We start from the raw sequence: 23,819 nt of genomic DNA, 5'->3' as shown, positions 1-23,819 counted from the left end.
CCTGTTGTTTTCTTAATATTTTCACATTACTTACTGTACCTTTTTTTTCTACTATTACATCCACTATTTCTGTTCCTTTTGGTATCGTTATTATTTAATTTTTAAAAGTATAATTTTTCTTTTTTCATATTTGATATTTTTCTTGGTTTTTATATTCACTTGGTCTTTCTCTACCTTGTTCTGTACTATCTAAAATTAATTATAATTCTGTTAATATCTCCTTTACCAATTCCAATTCATTTTCTTTTTTTTTACTTTTTCTAATAAAATTGCTGGCAGTAATTCTCTGAGAATATCTATCCAGTAAGTAAAAATATTATTAGCACTTGATTCACTTATAACAAAGTTAATTCCTAATGTTTTAAAACTTGGTATTTGATGTAAATAAAATCATGTTAAAATTATTTATTCTTCGTTTATTAAATTATTTTTTCTGACTCCATCTGCTTTAATTAATCTTTTTTTATGATTCTATTATTGGGGTATTTTATATTAATTTTATTAGCTATTTATAAGTAATACTAATAATTATTTTTGTTTCTTTTAGATGATTATAAATATATTCTAAAGTTGGATTCATTTGGGAGACTGTATACATAAATGGTTTTGATAATTTTACCTTATTTTCTATTTTGGAGATGTCTATTAATCTATTGACAATGAACCTATCCCACTAATTAAATACGATTAATCCACATATAGCAATGAGCGCTGGCATCTTTACATACTACCAATGTCATTCATGTAGTATACATCCTGCTACATGACTGACATTTTTTCTATGCGATCGTGACAACGGAACGGAGGCGCAATCGCACTACCTTAAAGTTTTATGCCATGCCTGAAAAAATAATGTGACATAAGGATGTCAGAAAATCCTTGCCAGGCAATAATTATAGCATGGCAGCTCGGATTAAAATTTGGTATTATAGACTCCCGCGTTGCACTTTGATTTAACTGACAACAAAAGAATCACAGTGTTATGGGAGTGTATTCGCGAAGCCTCTCGAGTGAGAGAATCGCCTCAAAGAGCAACTATATTCTATATTAATAATTGATATCTTTCACCACTACGGAAAAACTTGAGGATTTTCTATAAAAGCTGCATCCACACAGTCTCTAAAATGATCAAATTTCTTCAGTCTTTGTTTGCAGATCGTTTTTTATAGCAATCGAAGCAAAGGTTAGGACGTTAACTTAACAGCATAATCAACTCTCAATGCGAAAATTTTCTATTGTTCCTTCTGACTTTCTGACTCGATTTTTAATTGGAAACCAATAATGTTCTATTTCATTTAAGTCAGGAGAATATGGTGGTAAATATTCAAGCTCACAATTCACTGATTCTATTAATTCTCTAACTTTTTGGGATTTATGAAAACTTGCATTGTCTAATATTACTAATTGTCCTGTTTTTAATTGTGGCAACAATTTTTCTCTCAACCATTTTTCAAAAACTACACGGTTACAAGAGCCTTCAAATGTTAATGGAGCAACTAATTTTCCTTCACACAAACCACTTACAATACTTACCCTTAGACTTCTTTTTCCTGACTTTAAATCGTAATATCTTTTTCCCAATTCATTCCATCCATAACCATAATCTTCTCTATTATCCATACCTGATTCATCTATATACACTAGCTGTTCCGGCCTTTTATCGCGAATTTTGGCCAGAAATTTCTTTCTTTTGTCTTCATCTCTTTCTCTGTAACCGTAAGTTTTTTTTTCTTGTATAACCAATTTTTTTTAAGGCTTTACTTATAGTGCGATCGCTTACCTTATCTGGCCATTCATCAGCCATTTCTTTTTGAGTTTTACTGCCATTAATCTGGGCAAATTTTCTGAATTGTTCTAAGTCTGGTATTTTGGGATTATATCCTTTTTGATAACCTGTTTTTGCTTTTATATCCCCAGTTTCTCTTCTTCTATGTAACCAAGTATTGATGGTATTACGACTAATCTTAAATATAGAACTTACTTGAGTTTTACTCATCCCACCATCAATGGCCTTAATAACTTTTTGTCTTAAGTCATAGCTATAAGGAGAAGGCATAATCTTTCCTAGATAATTTTTCGAGCATTATGTCCTAATCTTTGCTTCGACTGCTATAACACAAACCACCAACGTTCTATCTTATTAAAATCTGGTGAGTATGGTGGTAAATACCAGATTTCACACCTTTGCTTGGCCACTAATTCTTCAATATAAACTGATTTATGAAACGTTGCGTTATCCAATATAATCACTTGCCCTGGTTGTAATTTTGGTATGGGAACAATTTTCCAACCAGTTCTCAAACAAGTCACGATTACAACTTCCTGTAAATGTTAAAGGAGCAAACATTTTTGATTGATTTATAGCTGCAATCCAACTAACTCTCTCAGTTCTTTTTCCGGACTTCATGCCTGGTACTATGAATGCCTTTAAATCCATAACCATAAGGATAATCTTCTCTATTATCTATTATTATCTATTCCGGCTTCATCTACATAAACAATATCTTTTTTGTCTATTTGATTCAGTTTTAAGGCCAACTTTTCTCTTTCTATTTCGTCTCTTTCTTGATAACCATATGTTTTTTTTTACGAGTAAACCCAAGTTTTTTTAAACTTCTACTAATAGACCTCTCCAAAATAGAAATTAAGGTAAAATTGTAGTGCCCAATTATATATATGCTGTCCCCAAATGAATAATGTATTAGAATATATTTATAATCATCCATCCATATACAAAAAGGATTATTGGTATTACAGATAAACAACTAATAAAATTAATAGAAAATGCTCAAAAAGTTGAAGACAAAAAAAGACAGACGATCGAAGAAAGAAGAAAAAAGATTAATTAAGGCAGGAGGAGTCAGAAAAAAGTCTTTAGGCAAAGCGGAAGAGATAATTTTGACATTATATTATTTGCATCATGTACCAACATTTCAACTGCTAGGAGCAATATTTGGAGTTAGTGAATCAACAGCAAATAATATTTTTCAGGCTTTGGAGCGATATTTTGATGGAATTATTACCATCTAGTTTACTAGAGGAATTCTCGGGAAAAAAAACGAATATTTATGGATAAAAGAAGCTTTGACAGAAATAGAATTGATAGTTGATAGTACAGAACAGGATATATTCAGGCCAAAAAATGATGGAAAGCAGAAAAAATATTACTCAGGAAAGCAAAAAAGTCATAGGTTAAAAAATCAAATAATAATCACAGATAATGGAAAAAAAATAGTTGATGTAATAGTAGGAGAAAGAGGTCCAGAGAGTGATATAATTTTATTCAAAAAACAACAAAAAAAGTTTGATAAAGAACAAAGATTTCAAGGAGATAAAGGTTATCAAGGTGGGTCAAGAATTGACAGGCCAAAGAAAAAAAATAAACCATAAAATGTCATACAAAGTAAAGAAAGAGAATCAAAAAAAAGCTCAAAAAATAATATTTGTAGAACATGTAATAAGACTGATAAAAATATTTAAAGTGGCACGAGAAAGATTCAGATTAAAAGAGAGTAATTATGAAAAAGTAATTTTAACAATATGTGGTTTAGTGAGATTAAGAGATTAAGCACTAATGTTAACATAAATCCTAACTTTAGGTCTAGTAAAAAGCAATAAATAATTACATAAAAATGCTAAATAATTAACAATAACTATCTGTAATACTATAAATATCATAAAAAATGACTATCTAGAGGAGCTGGCGATCGCTCTGGAGAAGATAGTTACAGTAAGGGAAGTGATAATTTTTGGAGATGTCTATTAGAGATTGCGTTGATGCAGCATTTAAGAATTGTCCTAACGTCTTTTCATAGCTGAACTTCCTTCCATACAAATGTACTATATGGGCCTTAAAAGCCCATCTATTCTACCCAGTAACCGGTAGTTGAAAAAATCGCGCTCAACTACTTTGGCTTGGGCATTGTGTTATTTTTTTTAGGGGTAAGTTCAGGCATAGTAGATAGTTGGAGCATTGAAGGATTTGGGCTATTTTAATAATTATCCCCCTTCCCATTTAGCGATCGCTATTCTAATTATATGTCCTAACTTAAATGGGTAGTGCTATATATCCTCAGCTAGAGTATGAAATACTTTTTCCCAGACCTCTGAGCAACTCCAAGGACTAAAACGGTTATAGCAGGACTTACGCAAAGATACTATATATAGCGCATAGTTAGTAGAGGGATGGCTATAATTTTTAGACAGCGATTGCTTACTATTGGTGGCTTTAGTCCTATAAAAACTTAAATAACTTAAGGCTTAGGTATAGTTGATTTTCCTTAGCTGTATAAGTGTTGCTCTATCTCAATAAATCTTGCCAGAAAACCCTAGCTATTAGAGAATAATTTTATTGTTGATTTGAGTTAACAATATGAATTTTAACTATATTGATTATTTTCAATATTTACTTTATTATCATACAAATTATACCATGACAAATTTAGCAAATCACCTAGAAAAAGTTAGCCATGATACAATAAACAGTTATTGAAAAATTGAAAATTTGAGTTCAGAAGATTTGTAGGGAAATGCCCAATAAGAAATTGTCAAAACTATAGAAGGATACCTAATTTTTGATGATACAGTTCTTCATAAAAAATAGGCTACAAAAATTGAATTTGTGCGACGACAATACAGTGTTAATGAACATCAGATAATTCGGGCTATAGGAGTAGTTAATTGTCTCTATTTTAATCCGAAAAGTGAACAATTTTGGATAATAGATTATCGTATTTATGACCCAGATAGTGACAAAAAAAATAAAATAGATCACGTTGAAGATATGATGTTTGATGTGGTAAATAAGAAGAAATTACTATTTAAAACGGTATTGATGGAGATTTGGTATGCAAAAAAAAATTAATGGTATTGATAGATAATGATAGAAAAATTTATTGTTTTCCATTAAGAATAAATCGTTTAGTAGATGATACTGTAGGTGTAGAAAAATATAAAAATATTTCTGCATTAAGCTGGAATGAATTATAAAAAATATCAGGTAAAATAATAAAAATCAAAGGTTTTACAAGGAATAAAAAAGTCAAGCTATTCTGGATTACTATTTCTGCCAATAGAACAGAATATATTGTTACTAATGACTTCAGTAAATTTTCTACAGATGATGTAAATTTGAGTCGCAAACTAGGTGGAAAATAGAAGAATTTTACGTTCTTATTTAAGCAGTTAACGGGAATAGAATTTTGCCAATGTCGTCAAGAAAAAAATTCAAAAAAATCATATTAATGGCGCTATTTTTGTCTGGAATTATTTGAAAAAAAATGGTATAAATTATGGAAAAAACTATCTATAAATTAAAACATCAATTATTATTCAAATATCTAACATCTGAACTCAAAAATCCTGCACTTAAAATGACAGTTATTTAAGTTTTTATGGATGGAGATAGTATCAGAAATACTTGGCGATCGCGATCAAAAAATTATAGCGATCACTCTATTTGCTATACACTATATATAGTGTCTTTGTGTAAGTCCTGTATAGATCACCCTGAAGTCCACAAATCTTTATGGCCAGTCTCTAGTTTGAAATTTCGGCTCTATATCTTTATAAAACAGCTTTCACAAATACAAAGAAGTGTTTGTTCTTTACGCTTCTGTCTACAGTCTTTTCATATCCTGATAATAAATTTTGAATGTGTTCCCATTGATCCTCACCCAAGCTATAACCTCTAGTCATTTAGAGCAGTCCTTTTCTGTTATTGCTATAGCTATTATCTAGACCCATACTATTCCTTTAATGTCAATCCCTCTATTTGATGACAAGCGCTGGTCAAAACTAAAATCTAGAGACTTTGATAGTTTTAAGAATAGGGTCACTACATCCTACTATTATGCCACCATTAGCCTGGACTTGTTCAAGTATCTGAATATGCTTTTCTGTAATAATTTCACCAGGTATTAATACTGGAATACCTGGTGGATAGGGACAAATTAATTCGGCACTGATATATCCTACAGATTTTTTAATGGGTAAACAATTCTTCTGAGCAAAAAAAGCATCTCTAGGAGAAATAGGTATTGAAAAATCATTCACTTTAAGGTCAAATTTTGTTCCATCGTTAGTAGGTAAATTAATCCTACCCCGATGCCTTAAACTAATCAAACCAGTTACTAATTGATTAATATCTGCCTTTGTATTTCCTGGAGAAATAATAAATGTCAGATTTAGAAAACTGGGTAACTCACAAGTAACTCCTAATTCCTGATGTAAAATTTCATCAGCCTGATAACCACTGAATCCAATCTGAGAAACTTTAATAGTTAATCTTGTAAGATCAAGAGCAATAAATCCTGGGTTGAAATAATTCTTAATTAGAAAATTGGGAGGGTAGTTGGGAGTTGGAAGTTGAGTATTAGGATTTGAGAATATTGCTCCTGAGTCCCCAATATCTTCTTTAACCCTATTCTTTAATAAATCTGAATCTTTTGATAAGCAAGTAAAATTTCTTTCTTCTGTCTTCTTTTCCCTTCTTTTTAGATTGAATACTGAATAATTCGAGAGTTGACTAATTCTGTTTCTAGCATTTTTAGCTAATTCCAGGGTTTGGCTCATTAGTTCCTCACCAAATAAAGCCATTTGTTGTCTGGCAGCATCAAGAGAAGCTAGAAGTAGATAACTGGGACTACTAGACTGTAATATCTGTAATGCTTGCTCAAGTCGATCAAGATCAATACGATTACTACCAACATGAAGCATTGATGCTTGAGTCATAGCTCCTAGAGTTTTATGAGTTGACTGTACACTTAAATCTGCTCCACTTAATAATGCTGGTATTGGCAATTCTGAATGAAAAGCAAAGTGAGCTCCGTGAGCTTCATCTACTAATAGAGGAATATTATATTTGTGGACTTGTTGGGCGATCGCTCTAATATTTCCACAAACACCATGATAAGTAGGATAAACTATCATAACTGCTTTAGTATCAGGGTGTTTTGCTAATGTTTGGGTAATAGATTCGGGAGTAATGCTGAGAGGAATATCCCAATTTAAATCATATTCTGGATCGATAAAAATCGGAATTGCTCCAGATAGAATTAAGCCAGAGATTACAGATTGATGAATATTCCGAGGTAAAATTATTTTATCTCCATTTCCACAAGTAGCTAGAATTCCGGCAATAATTCCTGAAGTAGAACCGTTGACTATAAATCTGGTGTGTAATGCGCCGAAGGTTTCTGCTGCTAATTCTTGAGCTTCTTGAATTACACCGTCTGGAGCGAATAAGTTATCTAGTTCTGGTAATTCTGGTAAATCTGCTGGAAAGACTTTTTTTCCTAATAATTCACTCAGGGATTGTGGAATGCTTTTTCCATGTTTATGCCCTGGTGCATAGAAAGGGGCATGAAATTTTTGGGTGAGATTTTGAAGAGTTTCAACTATTGGTGTCTTAGTTTGGTCAAACATTTCAACTTTCCTATACTTTAGGAGCTTTGATTAATTTACTCTACCTTTGAATACCTTTGCTGAAGCAATGGATGCTTTTCATCAAGCTATGTCTTCATGTTTTTTGAGTTTGTTGACATTACATATTATAGGCATTTGTCTCTCACAAAAAAGGTTGAGGCTATCTTTGTGCTACAAATTTCTCTAAGTCCTACTCATAGAGGTAGCTACAAAACTTTTTCTACTGAAAGCGATCACTGCAATCAGATTGAAGAATACAATACCCTTAAAGAGGGAGTAGGGAGTAGGGGAAAATAATTGATGATTTATCTGGCATATAATTAATTTCATTTTTTATTATTAAAAATTTTTAAATATATTTCTATAATTCTATAAGCTGCTAAACATTTAAATCACCTTAACAGAATTAAGTAGGTCGGTGTTGAAATTTGTCGCTATGTAACAAAATATAAATTCACCTCAAATCAACTGTATGGAGAATCTTAGAGTTAGTATACAAATCTTAATATAGCTAAGTTTTTTCATGCCTACCTACTTACCTTTATTTTTAAGTTGACGATTCCATTGAATAAAAAGTTCTCCTTCATTAGACTTCTCCGAAAATAGTCAAATCAATACTATAACTATCTTAATTGGAGCGATCGCTATTTCAAGAAGATAGTTGATTTTTACAGTCTCATAGGTATTAGAGATAGTTAGTATTAATATATAGCCCTAATTATAGTATTTTCAACCAAGAATTTTTTCAGAAATTATTGGCAAATTTATTAAGGCAAAATAACCGTCCCTCTTCCCAGTATTACAAGTCCACAAATAGTCATTATTATTTGCGTATATTTATCAGAATTTAGCCTGAATCTTTCCTGGGCTACTCGAAATATTTTGAGTAATCTAATTATATGTTCTACAAAAATTCTTTCAGATGCCAGCTCTTTATTTTGAGACTTTTCCTTACTGGTTAATTCTTGAATATGGGGCTTTTTTTTAGGCGTTTTTATTGCTGGTTCTCCCACATAAGCTTTGTCCCTGGTAAATTTTTGTTCTTGATGGAATTTTTCTTGGGTTTCACGAAAAAAATTTATCTCACTTATTTGGCCTAGTTTTCCAGCTTCGATATCAACAATATCTTTACCATTGGGTAACACAATCACCTAACTTTTTCTTGTATGACTTTTTTTGTTTCCTGAGTAATATTCTTTTTGTTGTTCAGATTTTTCTAGCCTTTCTATACCCTTTTCATAGCTATCTATGATTAACTCACACTCTGTTAAAATTTCCTTAATAATTTCTTTGTCACTTGAGTTTTTTTTACCTGTTCTAGGAGACTTGATGGTAACAACTCCCCAATTATTGGAAACCAATAATTAAAGATATCATTGGCAGTAGTTTCACTGACTCCAAATTGAATTCCTAATAGTTGAAAAGTTGTCAAATGTCTTAAATAAGTTAAGGTTAAAATGATTTGTTCACAAGAACGATAATTTAGGTGATCTACCACCACCAGAAGCGATTATTCTAACTTTTTTAGCTGTGGCTATTTCTCGCTTCTTCGATACAAAGTTTTTTTGCTTGTTTTAATAACTTTTCTACCCGTTCATACTTGATACCTAATAAAATTTCTGATTCTTGTGGAAGATGTCTGAATATACTCAAGTATATTAGTCATAATTTGCCTACAAAAATTTCTATTTTTTATTACTCTATCACAATTTATTTATTTTTCGGAGATGTCTATTTAAAAGTTTATGTAACAACTACTCTTACTTTTCAGTTGATTTGAAAAGACCATTAGCAATATACTATTTGACTGAGCGCCAAACCAATTCAACTCAGTTATCATCTAGACTATAGCATTTCCCATAGCCATAAGGTAAATTAGGACGGATAATTTTTATAGAGATCGCAAAACTGATAAAACCTTATTCTATAGACTTTAGAAAAAAAATTGTAGCAATTTGTTGCTGCGGAAAAAATGTCTATAAGCAAGCTCTTTCCTAGGTTTGGAGTTAGCCAAAATTTTCTTCAAACCTTAACCAAAAAATATCAAGAAACTGGGGATATTAAACCTTTACCTCAAGGAGGAAGTCTTCCTTATCAGCTTAATAGTGAATAATTAGTAATCTTATACCAATTCTCTATGAAGCTGCGCTTAATATAAGTTAATAATATATAATAGTGAAGAAAATTATAGAGCGATCGCTAATACCAATTCTCTATGAAGAAGTTACGCTTAATATTGCTTCTATTAGATAATTCCATTTAGTCAAAGATGCCAAAGTTAACTCGTCAATTTTCAGGAGAATCTCCGAAACTTTTTGCTGTAATTGTTGAATAATTTGGCAATTAACCCAAATTGTAACTTCCCCTTTAATTGTTACCAAAAACGTTCAATAGGGTTAAGTTCAAGACTATGGGAAAGTTGGAATATTGGTATTATGAATTCCTTGAAATCTACGTTTTTATGAAAAGTCCCATTGTCGAGCTGAAGAAAATTGATACTGCCATTAAATTCCTCAGATAATTGGTTGATAAATTCCTGAAAACATTGACCATCTAGGTGAGAAAATTCATAAAAATAGCAATCTTGAGTTTTTATCTCTATTGCCCCATAAAGATAGAAATTTTTTCGTTTCCACTGAGTGGATCCTAATGGCTTTACTCCCTTTACAGTTATCCTTTTACCAGGAATTGTTTTTAATCCTAAACGGGTTTCATTTTGGGAAAAGTAGCGAATTTTTTCACCTTTCCCGAATAGTTCATATAATAATACCTTCAATCCTAATTTCAGTTTTTTTTTAATTTTCTTCAGCTAAAACATCCTTTTTAATACTATAAGAACGAGGTGTTTTCGGTTGAGCTTTTAATTTATATCAAAAGATTTTATGAACGGTTTTATCGGCTAGTTGAACTTGATATTTTTCTATTAACCACTTTGGAATTTCTCCTAAACTATTGAACCCAATTGTTTCTGATAATTTGGCTTGTAAACCTGCTAAAATTTCGGGAGAAATTTTTGAAGTTTTTCCGGGTACATTTTTGACTTCTAACAGCTTTTTTAGTCCTCCAGCTCGATAAAGTGTGAGCCAGCGTGTAATCGTTGACTCATGGCGACCTAGTACCTTGGCTAGTTCTGCGCGAGTCAATACTTGATTGGTTTTTAGACAGTAAATCATTTAAATCAAGCGTTATTGTAAAATATGTGTGCTATTTAAGTAAATATTGACGATTTATAACAAAATTAAAATTCATATTTTTAACTAAAATAATCCTGTACTTTTTATCTAATAATCAAACAATTTTAGCAAATAAAATTAATATTTTATAACCTTATTTTAATAGATATTAAAAGTAATATTTATCCTAAAAGAGCTAATTATAGTATTGACAATTTCATTTTGACAGTACGCTATATATAGCGTATCTGCGTAAGTCCTGATGATAACAGGGAAGGAAAAACTAAAAACCATTATCTCAGAGAAATACTAAGTGAAATAATAAGCTGGGGAGTCAAACCTAGAATTGTAACAGGAGATACTTGGTGTTCAGGAGTAGAAAACTTGAAATTTCTCAAAAACCAGAAATTGGGTTTTCTATTGGGAATTGAATAAAATAGAACTGTTTCAAATGAACCACACAACTATTGTCAGGCAAATACTCTGGCTATTTCTGAAGCAGGATTAATTACTCATCTCAAAGAATTTGGATTTTAAAAATTGTTGAGGAAAGATTTCGGAAAAGAAGCGGGGAAAACGCATCTAATTTTTTTGACAAATGACCAATACTGAGCTCCGAAGACACACTATGCGATCGTCTTTGATGCATCAAGTTTTCCGACTCAAATGTTTATGGGGTGACAAGTAAGCTTAATTGTAGATATAGTAATAATTTAAGACAATAAGTTGAATAATAATTAAATTTAAAAAGAATGGGGTTTTGAATTTGGGAGGTGGCGATCGCGAGCTTCACTTTTATCCACCATCTGAGTTGATTATTTATTCATTTAAAAAGTTTTGGAAATAGTTAAAAATATGATAAAAAGGGGTTAGTAATTACAAATAAAAATCAATAAAAGTGAATATATTAGGCTTTTATCAAAATCATATTAAGCAAAAGTTGAGTTCATCTCAAGTAGTAACATTGCAAATATTATTATACTTAGTATCTGTACATAAAACTGTACAAATATCAAAATTAAGTAATTATTTTCCCCTACCAATAAAATTAGAAAGTAAACGAAAACTTATGGGAAATATTTTTAGCTTTAAAAGAATTTAGCTTACCTTTATTTTGGTTTCCTTTAGTTCAAATAATAAGAGAAAATTTATTCAGCTTTAGTTCAGAATTAGTATTAATTTTAGATAGGACTCAGTGGCAAAATACTAATATATTAATGATTAGTTTAGGTTTGGAAAAGAGGGCTTTGCCTATATATTGGAAGATTTTAACTCATAAAGGAGCTAGTAATTTAACTGAACAAAAAGCAGTAATCCGTCCAGTGCTCAGGTTATTAAAAGGCCAGAAAGTAATTCTGACAGCAGATAGATAATTCCACAGTGTTTTTCTATCTCATTGGTTGAAAAAATATCAAAAACAAGATGTATATTTTGTTTTGAGACAACAAAAATTAACCATGATAAAACGAGGCAGAAAATATTGTAAAATCTCAGAATTAAAAATAAATATCGGTGAAACTAAACTGTTATTGAATCAAAAAATTACCAAGATTTTGAAGGTAGGTACATATAATTTACTAGTATATAAAAATATTAATTACGTCAAAAATCTGTTGTAGAGAAATGGTATATTCTCACCAATTTATCATATACTGGAAAAGTTAAAAAAATATATAGCCAGAGAATGGGAATAGAAGCAATGTTTAAGGATTATAAAAGCGGTGCTTATAACCTAGAAGCAGCTAAGGCCAATGAAAACAGACTGAACAATCTAATTTTATTAATAGCTATTTCTTATGCAATTAGTTCATTTTAAGGAAAAAAAATTAAAAATAAAGGGCTTCAAGAATATATATCAAGAACTAATAAAAGAGGTATAAAAGAAAGAAGAAATAGTAGTTTTTTTGTGGGATTATCTAGGATTTATTGGGCAATAAATGATAATTTTTTCTGGGAATTAGTAGAATATTTAATGAGGCTTAAGCCTCATAAATTTCTCTATTATCATAGGGGAATAAAAGCGATGAATACAGTGGTTAATTAGACTGTAATTTTTGATTAACTATCAATTAATAAAAGTGAGTTTTTTCATAATATTATTCTCCAGTACAAATTGAATAATGATTCAACCAATCTAGGGGGTGCAGTGGGAGCGCTCTGCCCTGGCACTGCACCCCTTTCATTCTCAATAAGGATTTTCTTTTAGTTGAAGTATTCCTCAGTTCCTGAACGCAAATTCATTTCTATATATAGCTTTCAACTAGCTTGTCACCCCATGAGTTTCCGACTCAAATCATACTATATAAGTCTTTACAGGGCATAAAAATGCAACATCAATACATCTAAGCTTACATCTTATATCACATCCACAAACACTATTTTCCTGTGATCAATAGCAATATAACTCTGTTCCACGATACACCGTTGTGCAACCCTCTCCCCATTTCATGTCGCTCCATGAAGCACTTTAGCCCTTTAAATTTATTCAATTACAATTGTTTTAGCTTTGTTGCTGATGTCACAGTTCGCCATCACTTTTTTTGAGGGTACTCAAATAATAACATCAGGACTTACGCAAAGGCGCTATATATATAGTTATTTTAAATAAGAATGAGACACTATTTGGCACAATAATTACGCATAATTTAATCAAGAGATGTATTGATAGGTGAATACATTCTAGCTCTTTTTAATTCACTAAAATCATATTCTTAGTCATTTAAATCAGGAGAGTATTTTGGCAAAAATAGTAATTGATTACCCCCTGCTTCTACTAATTCTCTAATAACCTTTTTTCGTAATTAATGGTGAATTATCCGTGCAGCAGTACACTGGGAATTTTTAATGATGGTAATAAATGTTCTCTAACTATTATTCAAATACTACGGCATTTAGGTTTCCTTTAAATATAATTTGTGCTCTTAAATCTTTTTCCTTTTTTATTCTCCCTGCTACTAAATTTTCTCTTTTACCTCGTTTTCCCTCTTGCTCACCATAAATTTTTTCCCTTTTTTTGACCAGGCATAAATACAGTCTCAATTGTATTAAAATCCTGATACATCAATAAATACAACGCTTTTATTTCCAATTTTTTGAATTAAATTTCGTAGTTTCTAATAATATTTTATTCTTTATTCTCTATTTCTTTCCCTATAACGAAGTTGTTTTTTTTCAAGGAAAATTCATTCTTTTAAAAGCATAAAATATAGCTGGTTGATTAACTCCAATTTTTTTTAGCTTTGTATGCCAATTTAAACTCTAGATTTGGTTTTACATCTTTTTCTAATTCTTTCCAATCTAATTTTATTCGACGACGCTTTACCTTAGTTGCTTCCAATTTTGGGCGAGATGACCATCTATAAGTGATTAGACAAAATTAATTGTATATTTTTAACAAAAGTATTAGATAATAATGTCCAGAGGGAAAAAGTTAGCGATCGCACAAGTGCCATTATCTTCGTACTTGGCTTTCAGCCGATGGCACAGCACCCCCAGCCAGAGGGCGAAGTGGCAGCCAGTTTGCTAATCTCCCTGGAAAACAATCAGGAAACATAAAGTGAGAATGAGACATATTAAGGGGTTAACAAGAGAAACGTCGAAAATGTTAGACAGAATTTACACTTCCAGAGCAAATATTATCAAGTAAGACAGAGAGCACATTGTATTCAACTAAGCTGGAAGGGATATAAGATATTGGAATTGATGAAAATATTTAAAGTAAGTCGTAACACAATTTATAATTGGTTGAATTCATGGGAATCATCAAACTTGGTAGGACTATATAACCAGCCTGGTCGTGGCAGAAAAAAGACCTTTAATTCAGTACAAGAACAACAGATAAAGGACTGGGTAAAAGCAACTCCTAAAAGTCTTGAAAAAGTCCCAGAAAAAATCCCAAAGCAATGGAAAATTAAAGTCAGTAAAAAAACAATTAAAAGAGTAATAAAATTAGGAAAAATGGGATGGTACAGAATAAAAAGAAGAGTAGGCGGTGAACCTATCCCCGGTTTTTACGAGAGGAAAGTTGAGAAGCTAGAACAATTGAAAAGGCAAGAGGAAAAAGGAGAAATAGAAATTAGGTATTTAGATGAAAGTGGGTTTTGTTTAATTCCCTATATTCCTTATGCTTGGCAAGAAACAAATCAAAAAATAGAAATCAAAAGTCAACAAAGTAAAAGACTAAATGTTTGAGGATTTCTTAGTAAATCTAATGAGCTAGAGGCTTACACTTTTAGCTGTAGTATAAATAGTGATGTTGTGATAGCTTGCATAGACAAATTTTGTGAAAAAGTAAATCAGGACTTACGCAAAGACACTATATATAGTGTTTACCCTTAAAGATTTATCTATTTAGCGATCGCTTGAACAGCAAAATACAAAAACCTTAAAAATTTGCTTGAGCCCAAATTATTTGGTATGCTTGATTAATATTATATAAATTACTTGTAATACCTTTAATATGAACTTTGATTATATCAAATATTTTCAGTATTTAATAAGTAGTCATAAAAATTATACTCTAACAAATCTTGCCGATCCAAGGTGGAAAAAATTAGCCACGATCAAATTAATCGTTATTTGAAAAGTGTTGATTTAGGTTCAGAAATTTTGTGGCAAAATGTCAGGAAAGAAATTGTCAATTCTGAAGATGGTTATTTAAAGGCCTGATGATACAGTTATTAATAAAAAATATTCCCTAAAAATTGAACTTGTCCGCCGTCAGTACAGTGGAAATGAACATGGGGTAGTGAGTGGGATAGGAATAGTTAATTGCTTATATTTTCATCCTAAAATAGAGCGATTCTGGATAATAGATTATCGTATTTATAATCCAGAAAATGATGAAAAGAGTAAAATAGATAATGTAGAAGTTGAGGTTGGTTGATATGGTGGAAAATCAGAAAATACCAGTCAAAACAGTATTAATGGATAGCTGGTATGCAACCCAAAGACTAATGGCTTTAATAGATAATTTAGGTAAAATTTACTATTGCCCTTTAAAAAGCAATGGTTTAGTAGACGATAGTGGGGGTGTAAAAAAGTATCAAAAACTGGAAGAATTAAAATGGAATGAGTGGGAATTAACATCAGGAAAGATTATTAAAATAAAAGGTTTTCCTAGAGATAAAAAAGTTAAATTATTCTGGGCTACTGTTTCCACAAACTTCAGCAGAATATATTGCTACTAATGACCTTAGTTGTCAAAGTACAGATGATGTTGAGTTTGAGATTCAAACTAGGTGGAAAATTGAGGAATTCCACAGAGAAATTAAACAGTTAACAGGACTTGAATTTTGTCAATGTCGTCGGGGAAAAATTCAAAAAAATCACATTGCTTGTGCTATGTTGGTCTGGAATCATTTGAAAAAAATTGCCAATAATTTGGGAAAAACTATTGATCAACTAAAACATCAATTGTCATCTAAATATCTAGTCTCTGAACTCAAATATCCGACAATTAAAATGACAGTTGTTTAAGTTTTTATGGATTGTTTTTAATGAATAAAAGCTGGGGGATGGCTATGATTTTTTTAGCGATCGCTCTATTTAATATACGCTATATATAGTGTCTCTGCGCAAGTCCTGATAAAGAAGCTCAAGAAAACTTAAAAAAACTCTTATCTCAACTAGAATATAAAATTGCTGTTAATTCATAAATATTTGGAAAATTAACTGTACTGCTTGTGGTTTTAAGCCCATTGGCTTATATTAATGTCTATTTAGGGTTTACTGAAAAAGTCTGAAAATGGTTGATTTTTATTCAATAAAAAAAGTCAAAAAAGTAATTGTGATTGCAGTTGTAGAAGTTTTAGAAAGTTTAGCCATTACTTTTTTATGACTAAATCTTCTTTTGCAGCCGGCCGAATTTACCTTCAATATGGTGACCTAATATTTCATCGCTCCTGAGCTTGTTTTTCTGTTCTTTATCAAAATTTTTGGGTGCTCTTCCCTAATGAAACATTGATTCTAATACCTTTATCTTTACAGAATTTTCGGTTTTCTCATGTTAGCTAAATTTGGTATGCATGAACTGACTCTGGGTAATAACTTATGTAGTTTTTCCACTCTTCAACTTCAGCCTTTAAATCTCAAGATTCGTTATAGTTTTCCCAACTTATTCTATGTAAAAATATATATCTATCCATACAACTTGCAGATATTTTGGCTCCAAATTCTCTATTTTTCCCCTTTTTACTCTTACTATTGGACGCATATCAGGTTGATTTAAACTTACTATCGTATCATTTATTCGTTGTTATTTGTTATCCCACATCAATTATTGTTGACGCTAAATTTTACGGAAATCCAACAATGTTTTATATTCTCTAATACTCAAACTTTCATGACGGACACCATTATCAATTAACAGCCTTTTGGGTACTTAAGTTTTTACTTACATATTTCAGTTATTTTTTGATAGCTTTCCTGATAGCTTTAGGAGTTATTCGTCTTTTTTTGCTTACCTTGAAATATTCTTTTTTTTCCTGTTTTACAGTGAGTAATGAGTTTTTGTTAAAACTGATTTTAACAGCCTTTTAAGAGAATATCTTAGATGATTTTGGTTTCAATTATGCCATTATTTAATAGATTTAAGTCCGTCGGATAGCTGGGATAGCAGGTGCAATCTTAAATTAATTTACCTTGATTTTTGCACTTCTTAATATCTTCTAATAAGGTTCTTTTTTTTGCATCATATTCCTGATTTTTACTCTAATTTTTCACTACATCTAAATTAATTTTATTGATTAAATATGTACCTATTATTTCTATAAAATGAACCAACATTGAAGCGTAAAAACTCTATTATTTGTTATAAAAGTTCAGACAAATAAACCCTTGTCAATCGTGATTTTACTTAATTTGTTATACTTTTTCTCTATCCCTTATACCTAATTTTTATTTAATAATTAACGCCCCTAATTCTATTCTAAAGTTTAATCCAGGTGCTCCTATGCATGGTGGAGAAAAAGATTGCATATACATCTTCATATTTCTCCCAAGGAATTAAACTAGCCATCACTACCCAAGGATTTTCTAGGGATAATTTGCCATTGAATGGTAGTTGAAAATTTTCTGGTGGAGTGTCACGTTAGCCTACTTTTCTGTACATGTTGTGTGCATTATAGATACCTGGTTTTGGTCTATTGTAGCTGAAAATTAGATACTATTTCTGATGAAAAATACCTAAAAACATTATTGTGTAAGTTTTTTAGATTTATTCAGCAAACCCTAGTAAATATCTATAGCTTTATGGTGTAGTAAAAGCCATAGATATTGATATAAGCCAATGGGCTTAACACCACAAGCATTAATTATTTTACTTGTTATAATTTTTAATCCAATTCTAGTCTCATGTTGACACCAATAGTGAATTGGCAGTTAATTTTCCGAATATTTATGAATTAACAGCAATCTTATCTTCTAGTTGAGATGAGAGTTTTTTTTTAGTTTTCTTGAGCTTTTTTATTTTGTTTGATGTGATTTGGGCCTGGAAATTTTAATTTACTTTTTAATTTAAATCTGATTAGTTGATGAACTGTTCGATCAGACATATCGATGTCAAAACAAGTGGTTAAAAAGTGCTGAATTTCAGCATAGCTTTGTAAACCTTCCTGGTTGTGCAATTGTGCTTCTAATTTTCGATTACATTTGGTGGAGTTTAACTTGACTTCCCTCCCAGATTTTTCTTTGGTTGTAGTAAAAAATTTAGTACACTTATACCATATTTACCTAACCATTTTTTTAGTGTTACTGGATTGCGCCCTCACATTATTGCAATTTATTTTACTGTTTCTACTGTTTCTACTGTTTTTACTGTTTGAGTTTTCAACCAATAAATATTTTGAAGTCTTTCCTTTTTTTTGCTGTAATTGCACTTTTTCAAAGCTTTTTGAGAGTTTTTAATGATTCATTTATCTCAATCTTTACTACTCCTAATATGACTAAAATTTGTATGATAAATCACTTCTAAAAGTTTAGCTAAATTTCATAAGGTTGGTATTATATTAACATGGTTTATTGCATTAAATAGAGCTATAAAATATACCTATATACATAAATATATATATAAAATTATCCGTTATTATTGTGTAATTTATCTCTCATTATTAAGTCAAACAACTATAGTAATTCGCGCGTATATTGTGGCAAATTTTGATTATAAAAATTGTTAATTCGGATATTTGACTATACGTAAAAACTTTAAATACTACTATTAAATAGTCAAAAGAAGATTAAGATGGAGTTGATTATGGTGTTAATTTGACGGTATAAGCTTTGCTTAAATTGCTATAATAATTATTTAATCTGATAGTAAGTAGTATTTTCGAGAAAAAATCATTTTACTGCCAAGACTGTTTTAATTTTTTTGATCTATGTATGTTTGATTAATAAAATTATCTAGTTCATCTATAATATTCATTTTTTGTATTTTTACTGGAGATGTTATTATTACTATTATACCTATTACAACTTATTTGGAATTGCTATATAAATATCTTTCACGAGTTATAACTTAACTAAAAAATTATTAGTTGTACACCATTAACTACTCTATATTACTGTATTTATCGCTCTTGCTATTAAATGAAAAATACTTGAGATTATTCATTTTTTATTGTCATAATTTTTTTTCATGGCCTGCAAAATTTATTGCTTATCTACTCTACCCAGCTACCCTTAAATTTAACAAAAAAAGAAAAACTAGATTTTTTAATTTTTTGATTCTTAATTTTCAGTAAAATTTGAGGTGAGGAATCCAGATTCTTCTTTCCTTCTGTTATCCTGAGTAGATAGGCAATTTTATAGTAACCCTATCTGTAATTTCTTTAATTTTTAACTTTTAAATATTGTTGACTTAAATTTATGCTCATAAAAATTTGAGGTGAGGAATCCAGATTCTTCTTTCCTTCTGTTATCCTGAGTAGATAGGCAGTTTTATAGTAACCCTATCTGTAATTTCTTTAATTTTTAACTTTTAAATATTGTTGACTTAAATTTATGCTCAGAGCTGGAATTGTCGGACTACCCAACGTAGGAAAATCTACCTTATTTAATGCTTTAGTTGCTAATGCTAAGGCGGAAGCTGCTAACTTCCCATTTTGCACAATTGAACCCAATGTTGGTGTAGTAGCTGTGCCAGATAATCGGTTAAATGTGCTGGCTCAAATTTCTAATTCTGCCCAAACTGTTCCTACTAGAATTGAGTTTGTTGATATTGCTGGTTTAGTAAAAGGTGCAAGCAAAGGAGAAGGTTTAGGTAATCAATTTTTATCTAATATTCGAGAGGTTGATGCTATTGTTCAAGTAGTTCGTTGTTTTGATAGTGAAGATATTATTCATGTCTCTGGTTCTGTGGATCCAGTGCGAGATATTGAGGTAATTAATTTAGAATTAGCTTTATCCGATCTAGCTCAGGTAGAACGACGAATTGAACGGACTAAAAAACAAGCTCGTACCAGTAAAGAAGCTCAGACAGAATTAGAAGTTTTAGAAAAATTAGAGGTTGTTTTAAATGAAGGTAATTCGGTAAAAATGGCTGGTTTAAATAAAGATGAATCTTTGATAATTAAGCCTTTAAATTTATTAACTTCTAAGCCCATAATTTATGCAGCTAATGTCTCAGAAGATGATTTGGCTAATGGGAATGACTGGGTTGAAAAAGTTCGCAATATTGCTGCTGTAGAAAATGCTCAAGTTGTGGTAATTTCAGCTCAAGTAGAATCAGAATTAATTGAGTTACCTGAGGAAGAAATAACTGATTATTTGAAATCTTTAGGAGTAGAAGAAGGTGGTTTAAAATCTTTGATTAAAGCGACTTATGAATTGTTGGGATTGCATACTTATTTTACTACTGGAGAGAAAGAAACTAAAGCTTGGACAATTAAGGCTGGAACTTTAGCTCCTCAAGCTGCTGGTGTAATTCATACTGATTTTGAACGAGGTTTTATTCGAGCAGAAACAATTGCTTATAAGGATCTAGTAACCAGTGGTTCAATGACTACTGCTAAGGAGAAAGGTTTAGTAAGGAGTGAAGGCAAGGATTATCTTGTTAAGGAAGGTGATATTATGCTCTTCCGATTTAATGTTTAGATTGCTGTTAATTAAGGAGAAAAAAAATGAGTATTTTACAACTTTTGATTCTTTGGTTTGTGACTGCTGTTAGTTTATTTATTATTTCTAAGTTACCAACAGGAGTAGAAATTGATGATTTTAAAATCGCGTTAATTTCTTCGGTAGTTTTTGGATTTTTAAATGCTTTAGTTCGTCCAGTTTTAGTTGCTGTAGTTTTCCCTATTAAGATTGTTCTTTCAAGTTTTCTTTTTACTCTACTTCTGAATATGTCTATCTTTGGTTTAGCAGCTTGGTTGGTTAGTGGATTTCGCTTACGTTGGGGATTTTGGAGTGCTCTAATTGGTTCGGTAGCACTAGGTTTTATCAACTCTTTTCTTTATGAATTACTGAATAGGGTAGTAGTAAGTTAAGTAGGTATCCAAAAAAAACACTCACTATATTAACTTTTGTAAGTTGACTCCAAGTTACTATCTAAAGTTAACTTGAGGTTAATTTTATTTTGTTAAGTAGTAACAAGTTTTAACCCTTATCTACTTAGGGCAAAGCTTATATTGTTAATAGTTTGTGTTTTTGTACACTTTTAAAACTGGTATCTAGTTAATTTTTTTGCTGGATATTCAGTTTTCTTCTTGCATCTTCTTGTTTGTATAGTAATCCTAAATCATATGCTTTCTTAAAAAAATAGCTTCAACTCCTATTCTTTCATTATAAGTGCTCTCTGCCTCCTGCTTTAAAACAACCCATTTCTCTTACCCTTGAGATAGGATTACTATAACTAGAAAGCTGTGTCCGTTCAAAGTGTCGTATTATAAAATACATTAATTTTAGGTAAGAATTTAAAATATAAAATATTATACTAAGGAATAAAGACTTAATGCTATTAAGCCAATTGAAATAAACAAAAGCTCAAATAATTATTGAAAAATAATAAATAATATAGATTCAAGTATAGATTCAGACAAAAGAAATATTTCACTTTTTCTTCTAAAGTTAATCTTTGAATAGCCTTGAATGTACAAAGTTATAAGATGAATTTATCAGTCTAATAGATGTTGCAAATTTACAGTGGCTTGAGGAAAATCCGGTTGAATTTTTAAGGCTAGTTTATAGTTGTTAATTACTTCGTTAATTTTACCTTGTTGCTTGATAACCTCAACCAACACATAGTAAATTCAGTAAAGGTTTGGCTTCAGTATTATACTCTTGATTTGTTCAGGTGTCTGAAGTTGATTAAATTGGAAAAATTTTTCTAATATACCCTTGAACTTGTTGAATATTTACATCCCAGGAAAGGTGATACAACAGTTTAAGTCTTAAAAGATGAATAATATATTCAACTCAATTAAAATTAGGAGAATATGTTGGAGTATGAATAAAATCTACAACAATTTTATCTGAATATTTGAGCATTAATGAGATGAAATTTTAATTGAGATTTCATTTTATTTTTATCTGTCGAGTCCAGATCTAAAATAATAGTCAATTTATCAAATCCTTCTGTTAAACAATCTTGAGCTCATTGTAAAAAGTCATCCGAAACTTCCTCTGTTTTAGATTTTTCTTTTAATTTTAAATACTCTTGAGCTGTAAAGGCATCAACTGAAATCATTCCATTCAATTTATTTATAAATCCCTTCTCATTACTCGGTACTTCGGGAGCTGTATTTTTTTTCTGCCCATCTGTAAAAAATACTTGAGCACTCATAAACAGCAAATTCATCAAAAAATACTATTTTTTATTTCTCTTTTTTAGATGCCAATTTTTTTTAGACTTAAAATAAATGTTTTTTGCTGTTCTTGACTGGCATTAGCATAATTTATATGGGCTTTTTGAGCTGATAAATTTAATTCATTTAAAATTTTATATATTCTCGTTGTTTTCAGTTTTACTCCCCATCTTAATTCAATAACATTACTAATAATTTTACCCCTCCAAATGTTTCTATCTACCACATAATCTCTGGGTAATTCTTTCAGTATCATTATTTTTAATTCCTGTTTCTGCTCTATATTTAATCTTGATGATACTTGGTGAGTGATTAGTTCTAATAAATTCTTTAATCCTCCTTCTAAAAATTTATCTATTCAAGTAGATAAAGTTTGATAATGACAATCTAATAAATCTAATACTTCTGTTCTAGTTTTTCCTTCATACAAGTATTTATAGTTGTTTTAATTAAGATTGAGAGAAAAATTAAGTAGAATAATTTTAAGTCAATTAGAAACTATTTCTAACTATGTCTTACAGTTTAGACTTCAGACAAAAAGTCATAAATTTTGTAGAAAATGGTGGTACTATTACCGAAGCAGCTCATGTATTTGGGATAGGCATAGCTTCGATATATAGATGGTCATCTCGCCAAAAATTGGAAGCAACTAAGGTAAAGCGTCGTCGAATAAAATTAGATTGGAAAGAATTAGAAAAAGATGTCAAACTAAATTCAGAGTTTAAATTGGCATACAAAGCTAAAAAAAAAATTGGAGTTAATCAAACAGCTATATTTTATGCTTTGAAAAGAATGAATTTTCCTTGAAAAAAAACAACTTCGTTACAGGGAAAGAAATAGAGAAGAAAGAATAAAATATTATCAGCTTTCCCTCAAAATTTCATTAAAAAAATTGGAAATAAAAGCGTTGTATTTATTGATTTATCAGGATCTTAAGACAATTAAGACTGTATTTATGCCTGGTAAAAAAAAGGGAAAAAGTTTATGGTGAGCAAGAGGGAAAACGAGGTAAAAGAGAAAATTTAGTAGCAGGGAGAAGAAAAAAGGAAAAACATTTAATAGCACTAATTATATTTAAAGAAACCCTAAATGCCGTGGTATTTGAATAATAGTTAGAGCAACATTTATTACCATCATTAAAAATTCCCAGTGTACTGCTACACGGATAATTCAACATTAATTACGAAAAAAGGTTGTTAGAGAATTAGTAGAAGCAGGGAGTCATCAATTACTATTTTTCCTAAAATACTCTCCTGATTTAAATGACTAAGAATATGATTTTAGTGAATTAAAAAGAGCTAGAATGTATTCACCTGTCAATACATTTATTGATGAAATTATGCATAATTATCGTGCAAAATAGTATCTCATTCTTATTTAAAATAACTATAATTGCTAATAATCTTTTCCTTAAATATTC

18 protein-coding genes and 8 pseudogenes are annotated in these 23,819 nt (G+C 30.4%); 12 read left to right on the top strand and 14 right to left on the bottom strand.

The features are described from left to right. Nucleotides 1-222 precede the first annotated feature (222 nt). From TERY_RS36335 to TERY_RS30030, 3 genes are all read right to left on the bottom strand, one after another. The gene (locus TERY_RS36335) at nucleotides 223-339 is read right to left on the bottom strand and encodes a hypothetical protein (protein ID WP_370497163.1); all 117 of its coding nucleotides are present in this window, start codon (nucleotides 337-339) and stop codon (nucleotides 223-225) included. A gap of 870 nt (nucleotides 340-1,209) precedes the next feature. Beyond that, nucleotides 1,210-2,056 (bottom strand): IS630-like element ISTer1 family transposase gene (locus TERY_RS30035; protein WP_076611779.1). Its coding sequence is split into 2 segments (ribosomal slippage): nucleotides 1,210-1,749 and nucleotides 1,751-2,056, totalling 846 coding nucleotides; the frame shifts between segments, so codons are not numbered across the junction. Nucleotides 2,057-2,109: 53 nt separating this feature from the next. Further along, complete coding sequence (locus TERY_RS30030) at nucleotides 2,110-2,310, bottom strand: transposase (RefSeq protein WP_196797226.1); 201 nt, start codon at nucleotides 2,308-2,310, stop codon at nucleotides 2,110-2,112. Between the two features lie 474 nt (nucleotides 2,311-2,784). Here TERY_RS30030 and TERY_RS34605 point away from each other — a divergent pair, with 474 nt between their 5' ends. The 3 genes and pseudogenes from TERY_RS34605 (at nucleotide 2,785) to TERY_RS30015 (ending at nucleotide 5,387) form a co-directional block, all read left to right on the top strand. Further along, entirely contained in the window at nucleotides 2,785-3,030 is a 246-nt protein-coding gene (locus TERY_RS34605) for a transposase family protein (protein ID WP_011610993.1), read from the top strand. Between the two features lie 54 nt (nucleotides 3,031-3,084). After that, nucleotides 3,085-3,568: pseudogene (locus TERY_RS36330) on the top strand (transposase family protein). An 804-nt stretch (nucleotides 3,569-4,372) separates the two neighbouring features. Continuing rightward, nucleotides 4,373-5,387: pseudogene (locus tag TERY_RS30015) on the top strand (IS701 family transposase). Nucleotides 5,388-5,796: 409 nt separating this feature from the next. Here the strand turns inward: TERY_RS30015 and TERY_RS05945 are convergent. From TERY_RS05945 to TERY_RS34600, 4 genes are all read right to left on the bottom strand, one after another. Next, the gene (locus TERY_RS05945; RefSeq protein WP_011610990.1) at nucleotides 5,797-7,425 is read right to left on the bottom strand and encodes an aminotransferase class I/II-fold pyridoxal phosphate-dependent enzyme; all 1,629 of its coding nucleotides are present in this window, start codon (nucleotides 7,423-7,425) and stop codon (nucleotides 5,797-5,799) included. 767 nt (nucleotides 7,426-8,192) lie between these two features. After that, a complete protein-coding gene (locus TERY_RS05935) occupies nucleotides 8,193-8,576 on the bottom strand; it encodes a transposase family protein (protein WP_011610989.1) in 384 nt (127 codons plus the stop codon). Next, complete coding sequence (locus TERY_RS30010) at nucleotides 8,577-8,786, bottom strand: hypothetical protein (protein ID WP_044136482.1); 210 nt, start codon at nucleotides 8,784-8,786, stop codon at nucleotides 8,577-8,579. It abuts the gene before it with no gap. Beyond that, nucleotides 8,693-8,923 (bottom strand): helix-turn-helix domain-containing protein, encoded by a 231-nt coding sequence (locus tag TERY_RS34600; protein ID WP_196797225.1) that lies wholly within the window; start codon nucleotides 8,921-8,923, stop codon nucleotides 8,693-8,695. Before TERY_RS34600 ends, TERY_RS30010 begins: the two co-directional genes overlap by 94 nt. 474 nt (nucleotides 8,924-9,397) lie before the next feature. On the opposite strand from TERY_RS34600, the gene TERY_RS32475 reads away from it, so the two are divergent. Continuing rightward, complete coding sequence (locus TERY_RS32475) at nucleotides 9,398-9,538, top strand: hypothetical protein (protein ID WP_155994331.1); 141 nt, start codon at nucleotides 9,398-9,400, stop codon at nucleotides 9,536-9,538. Nucleotides 9,539-9,638: 100 nt separating this feature from the next. Here the strand turns inward: TERY_RS32475 and TERY_RS32470 are convergent, their stop codons facing one another. The 3 genes from TERY_RS32470 to TERY_RS05915 all read right to left on the bottom strand — a co-directional run bounded on the left by TERY_RS32470 (nucleotide 9,639) and on the right by TERY_RS05915 (nucleotide 10,598). Then, the gene (locus TERY_RS32470) at nucleotides 9,639-9,806 is read right to left on the bottom strand and encodes a hypothetical protein (RefSeq protein WP_155994330.1); all 168 of its coding nucleotides are present in this window, start codon (nucleotides 9,804-9,806) and stop codon (nucleotides 9,639-9,641) included. Next, nucleotides 9,800-10,201, bottom strand: a complete 402-nt coding sequence (locus tag TERY_RS32465) for a transposase (protein WP_011610987.1) — start codon at nucleotides 10,199-10,201, stop codon at nucleotides 9,800-9,802. The genes TERY_RS32470 and TERY_RS32465 overlap by 7 nt, the downstream gene beginning before the upstream one ends. Before the next feature lie 94 nt (nucleotides 10,202-10,295). Further along, nucleotides 10,296-10,598 carry a helix-turn-helix domain-containing protein gene (locus tag TERY_RS05915; RefSeq protein ID WP_011610986.1) on the bottom strand — a complete coding sequence of 101 codons (303 nt, stop codon included), beginning with the start codon at nucleotides 10,596-10,598 and terminating at the stop codon, nucleotides 10,296-10,298. Nucleotides 10,599-10,862: 264 nt separating this feature from the next. Here TERY_RS05915 and TERY_RS36325 point away from each other — a divergent pair. The 3 genes and pseudogenes from TERY_RS36325 to TERY_RS36320 all read left to right on the top strand — a co-directional run. Beyond that, nucleotides 10,863-11,204: pseudogene (locus tag TERY_RS36325) on the top strand (IS701 family transposase); the annotation flags it as partial. Between the two features lie 611 nt (nucleotides 11,205-11,815). Next, on the top strand, nucleotides 11,816-11,971 hold the full coding sequence (locus TERY_RS34595) for a hypothetical protein (RefSeq protein WP_196797224.1): 156 nt from the start codon (nucleotides 11,816-11,818) through the stop codon (nucleotides 11,969-11,971). 257 nt (nucleotides 11,972-12,228) lie between these two features. Then, on the top strand, nucleotides 12,229-12,414 hold the full coding sequence (locus TERY_RS36320) for a hypothetical protein (protein WP_370497161.1): 186 nt from the start codon (nucleotides 12,229-12,231) through the stop codon (nucleotides 12,412-12,414). Between the two features lie 829 nt (nucleotides 12,415-13,243). Here the strand turns inward: TERY_RS36320 and TERY_RS36315 are convergent. Then, nucleotides 13,244-13,959, bottom strand: a pseudogene (locus TERY_RS36315) (transposase); the annotation flags it as partial. A 287-nt stretch (nucleotides 13,960-14,246) separates the two neighbouring features. On the opposite strand from TERY_RS36315, the pseudogene TERY_RS29985 reads away from it, so the two are divergent. Together TERY_RS29985 and TERY_RS29980 are read left to right on the top strand one after the other, a co-directional pair. Next, nucleotides 14,247-14,789 (top strand): annotated as a pseudogene (locus tag TERY_RS29985) (helix-turn-helix domain-containing protein); the annotation flags it as partial. Nucleotides 14,790-15,057: 268 nt separating this feature from the next. After that, a pseudogene (locus TERY_RS29980) lies at nucleotides 15,058-16,076 on the top strand (transposase). A gap of 2,862 nt (nucleotides 16,077-18,938) precedes the next feature. Here the strand turns inward: TERY_RS29980 and TERY_RS36310 are convergent. Next, nucleotides 18,939-19,065 (bottom strand): annotated as a pseudogene (locus TERY_RS36310) (IS630 family transposase); the annotation flags it as partial. Between the two features lie 533 nt (nucleotides 19,066-19,598). Between TERY_RS36310 and ychF the strand changes: the two are divergent. Both ychF and TERY_RS05870 read left to right on the top strand, forming a co-directional pair. After that, complete coding sequence (gene ychF, locus TERY_RS05875) at nucleotides 19,599-20,690, top strand: redox-regulated ATPase YchF (protein WP_011610980.1); 1,092 nt, start codon at nucleotides 19,599-19,601, stop codon at nucleotides 20,688-20,690. Between the two features lie 26 nt (nucleotides 20,691-20,716). After that, on the top strand, nucleotides 20,717-21,082 hold the full coding sequence (locus TERY_RS05870; RefSeq protein WP_011610979.1) for a phage holin family protein: 366 nt from the start codon (nucleotides 20,717-20,719) through the stop codon (nucleotides 21,080-21,082). 1,106 nt (nucleotides 21,083-22,188) lie between these two features. On the opposite strand, the gene TERY_RS05865 is transcribed toward TERY_RS05870, so the two are convergent. Beyond that, nucleotides 22,189-22,377: a hypothetical protein gene (locus TERY_RS05865; RefSeq protein WP_155994328.1), complete on the bottom strand. Its 189-nt coding sequence runs from the start codon at nucleotides 22,375-22,377 to the stop codon at nucleotides 22,189-22,191. A gap of 44 nt (nucleotides 22,378-22,421) precedes the next feature. Beyond that, nucleotides 22,422-22,655, bottom strand: a complete 234-nt coding sequence (locus tag TERY_RS32460) for a winged helix-turn-helix domain-containing protein (RefSeq protein ID WP_044136478.1) — start codon at nucleotides 22,653-22,655, stop codon at nucleotides 22,422-22,424. A gap of 254 nt (nucleotides 22,656-22,909) precedes the next feature. Between TERY_RS32460 and TERY_RS26155 the strand changes: the two are divergent. Beyond that, nucleotides 22,910-23,762 (top strand): annotated as a pseudogene (locus TERY_RS26155) (IS630 transposase-related protein). Nucleotides 23,763-23,819 lie beyond the last annotated feature (57 nt).

It is taken from the genome of Trichodesmium erythraeum IMS101 (assembly GCF_000014265.1).
GTDB lineage: Bacteria > Cyanobacteriota > Cyanobacteriia > Cyanobacteriales > Microcoleaceae > Trichodesmium > Trichodesmium erythraeum.
This window is presented reverse-complemented; position numbering and strand designations above follow the sequence as displayed.

Bases quoted from the DNA above. Each gene is read 5' to 3' on its own strand.
- TERY_RS34605 (WP_011610993.1), top strand. From the start codon at position 2,785: ATGCTCAAAAAGTTGAAGACAAAAAAAGACAGACGATCGAAGAAAGAA.
- ychF (WP_011610980.1), top strand. From the start codon at position 19,599: ATGCTCAGAGCTGGAATTGTCGGACTACCCAACGTAGGAAAATCTACC.
- TERY_RS34595 (WP_196797224.1), top strand. From the start codon at position 11,816: ATGATTAGTTTAGGTTTGGAAAAGAGGGCTTTGCCTATATATTGGAAG.
- TERY_RS32475 (WP_155994331.1), top strand. From the start codon at position 9,398: ATGTCTATAAGCAAGCTCTTTCCTAGGTTTGGAGTTAGCCAAAATTTT.
- TERY_RS05865 (WP_155994328.1), bottom strand. From the start codon at position 22,377: ATGAGTGCTCAAGTATTTTTTACAGATGGGCAGAAAAAAAATACAGCT.
- TERY_RS05870 (WP_011610979.1), top strand. From the start codon at position 20,717: ATGAGTATTTTACAACTTTTGATTCTTTGGTTTGTGACTGCTGTTAGT.
- TERY_RS05915 (WP_011610986.1), bottom strand. From the start codon at position 10,598: ATGATTTACTGTCTAAAAACCAATCAAGTATTGACTCGCGCAGAACTA.
- TERY_RS32460 (WP_044136478.1), bottom strand. From the start codon at position 22,655: ATGATACTGAAAGAATTACCCAGAGATTATGTGGTAGATAGAAACATT.
- TERY_RS05945 (WP_011610990.1), bottom strand. From the start codon at position 7,425: ATGTTTGACCAAACTAAGACACCAATAGTTGAAACTCTTCAAAATCTC.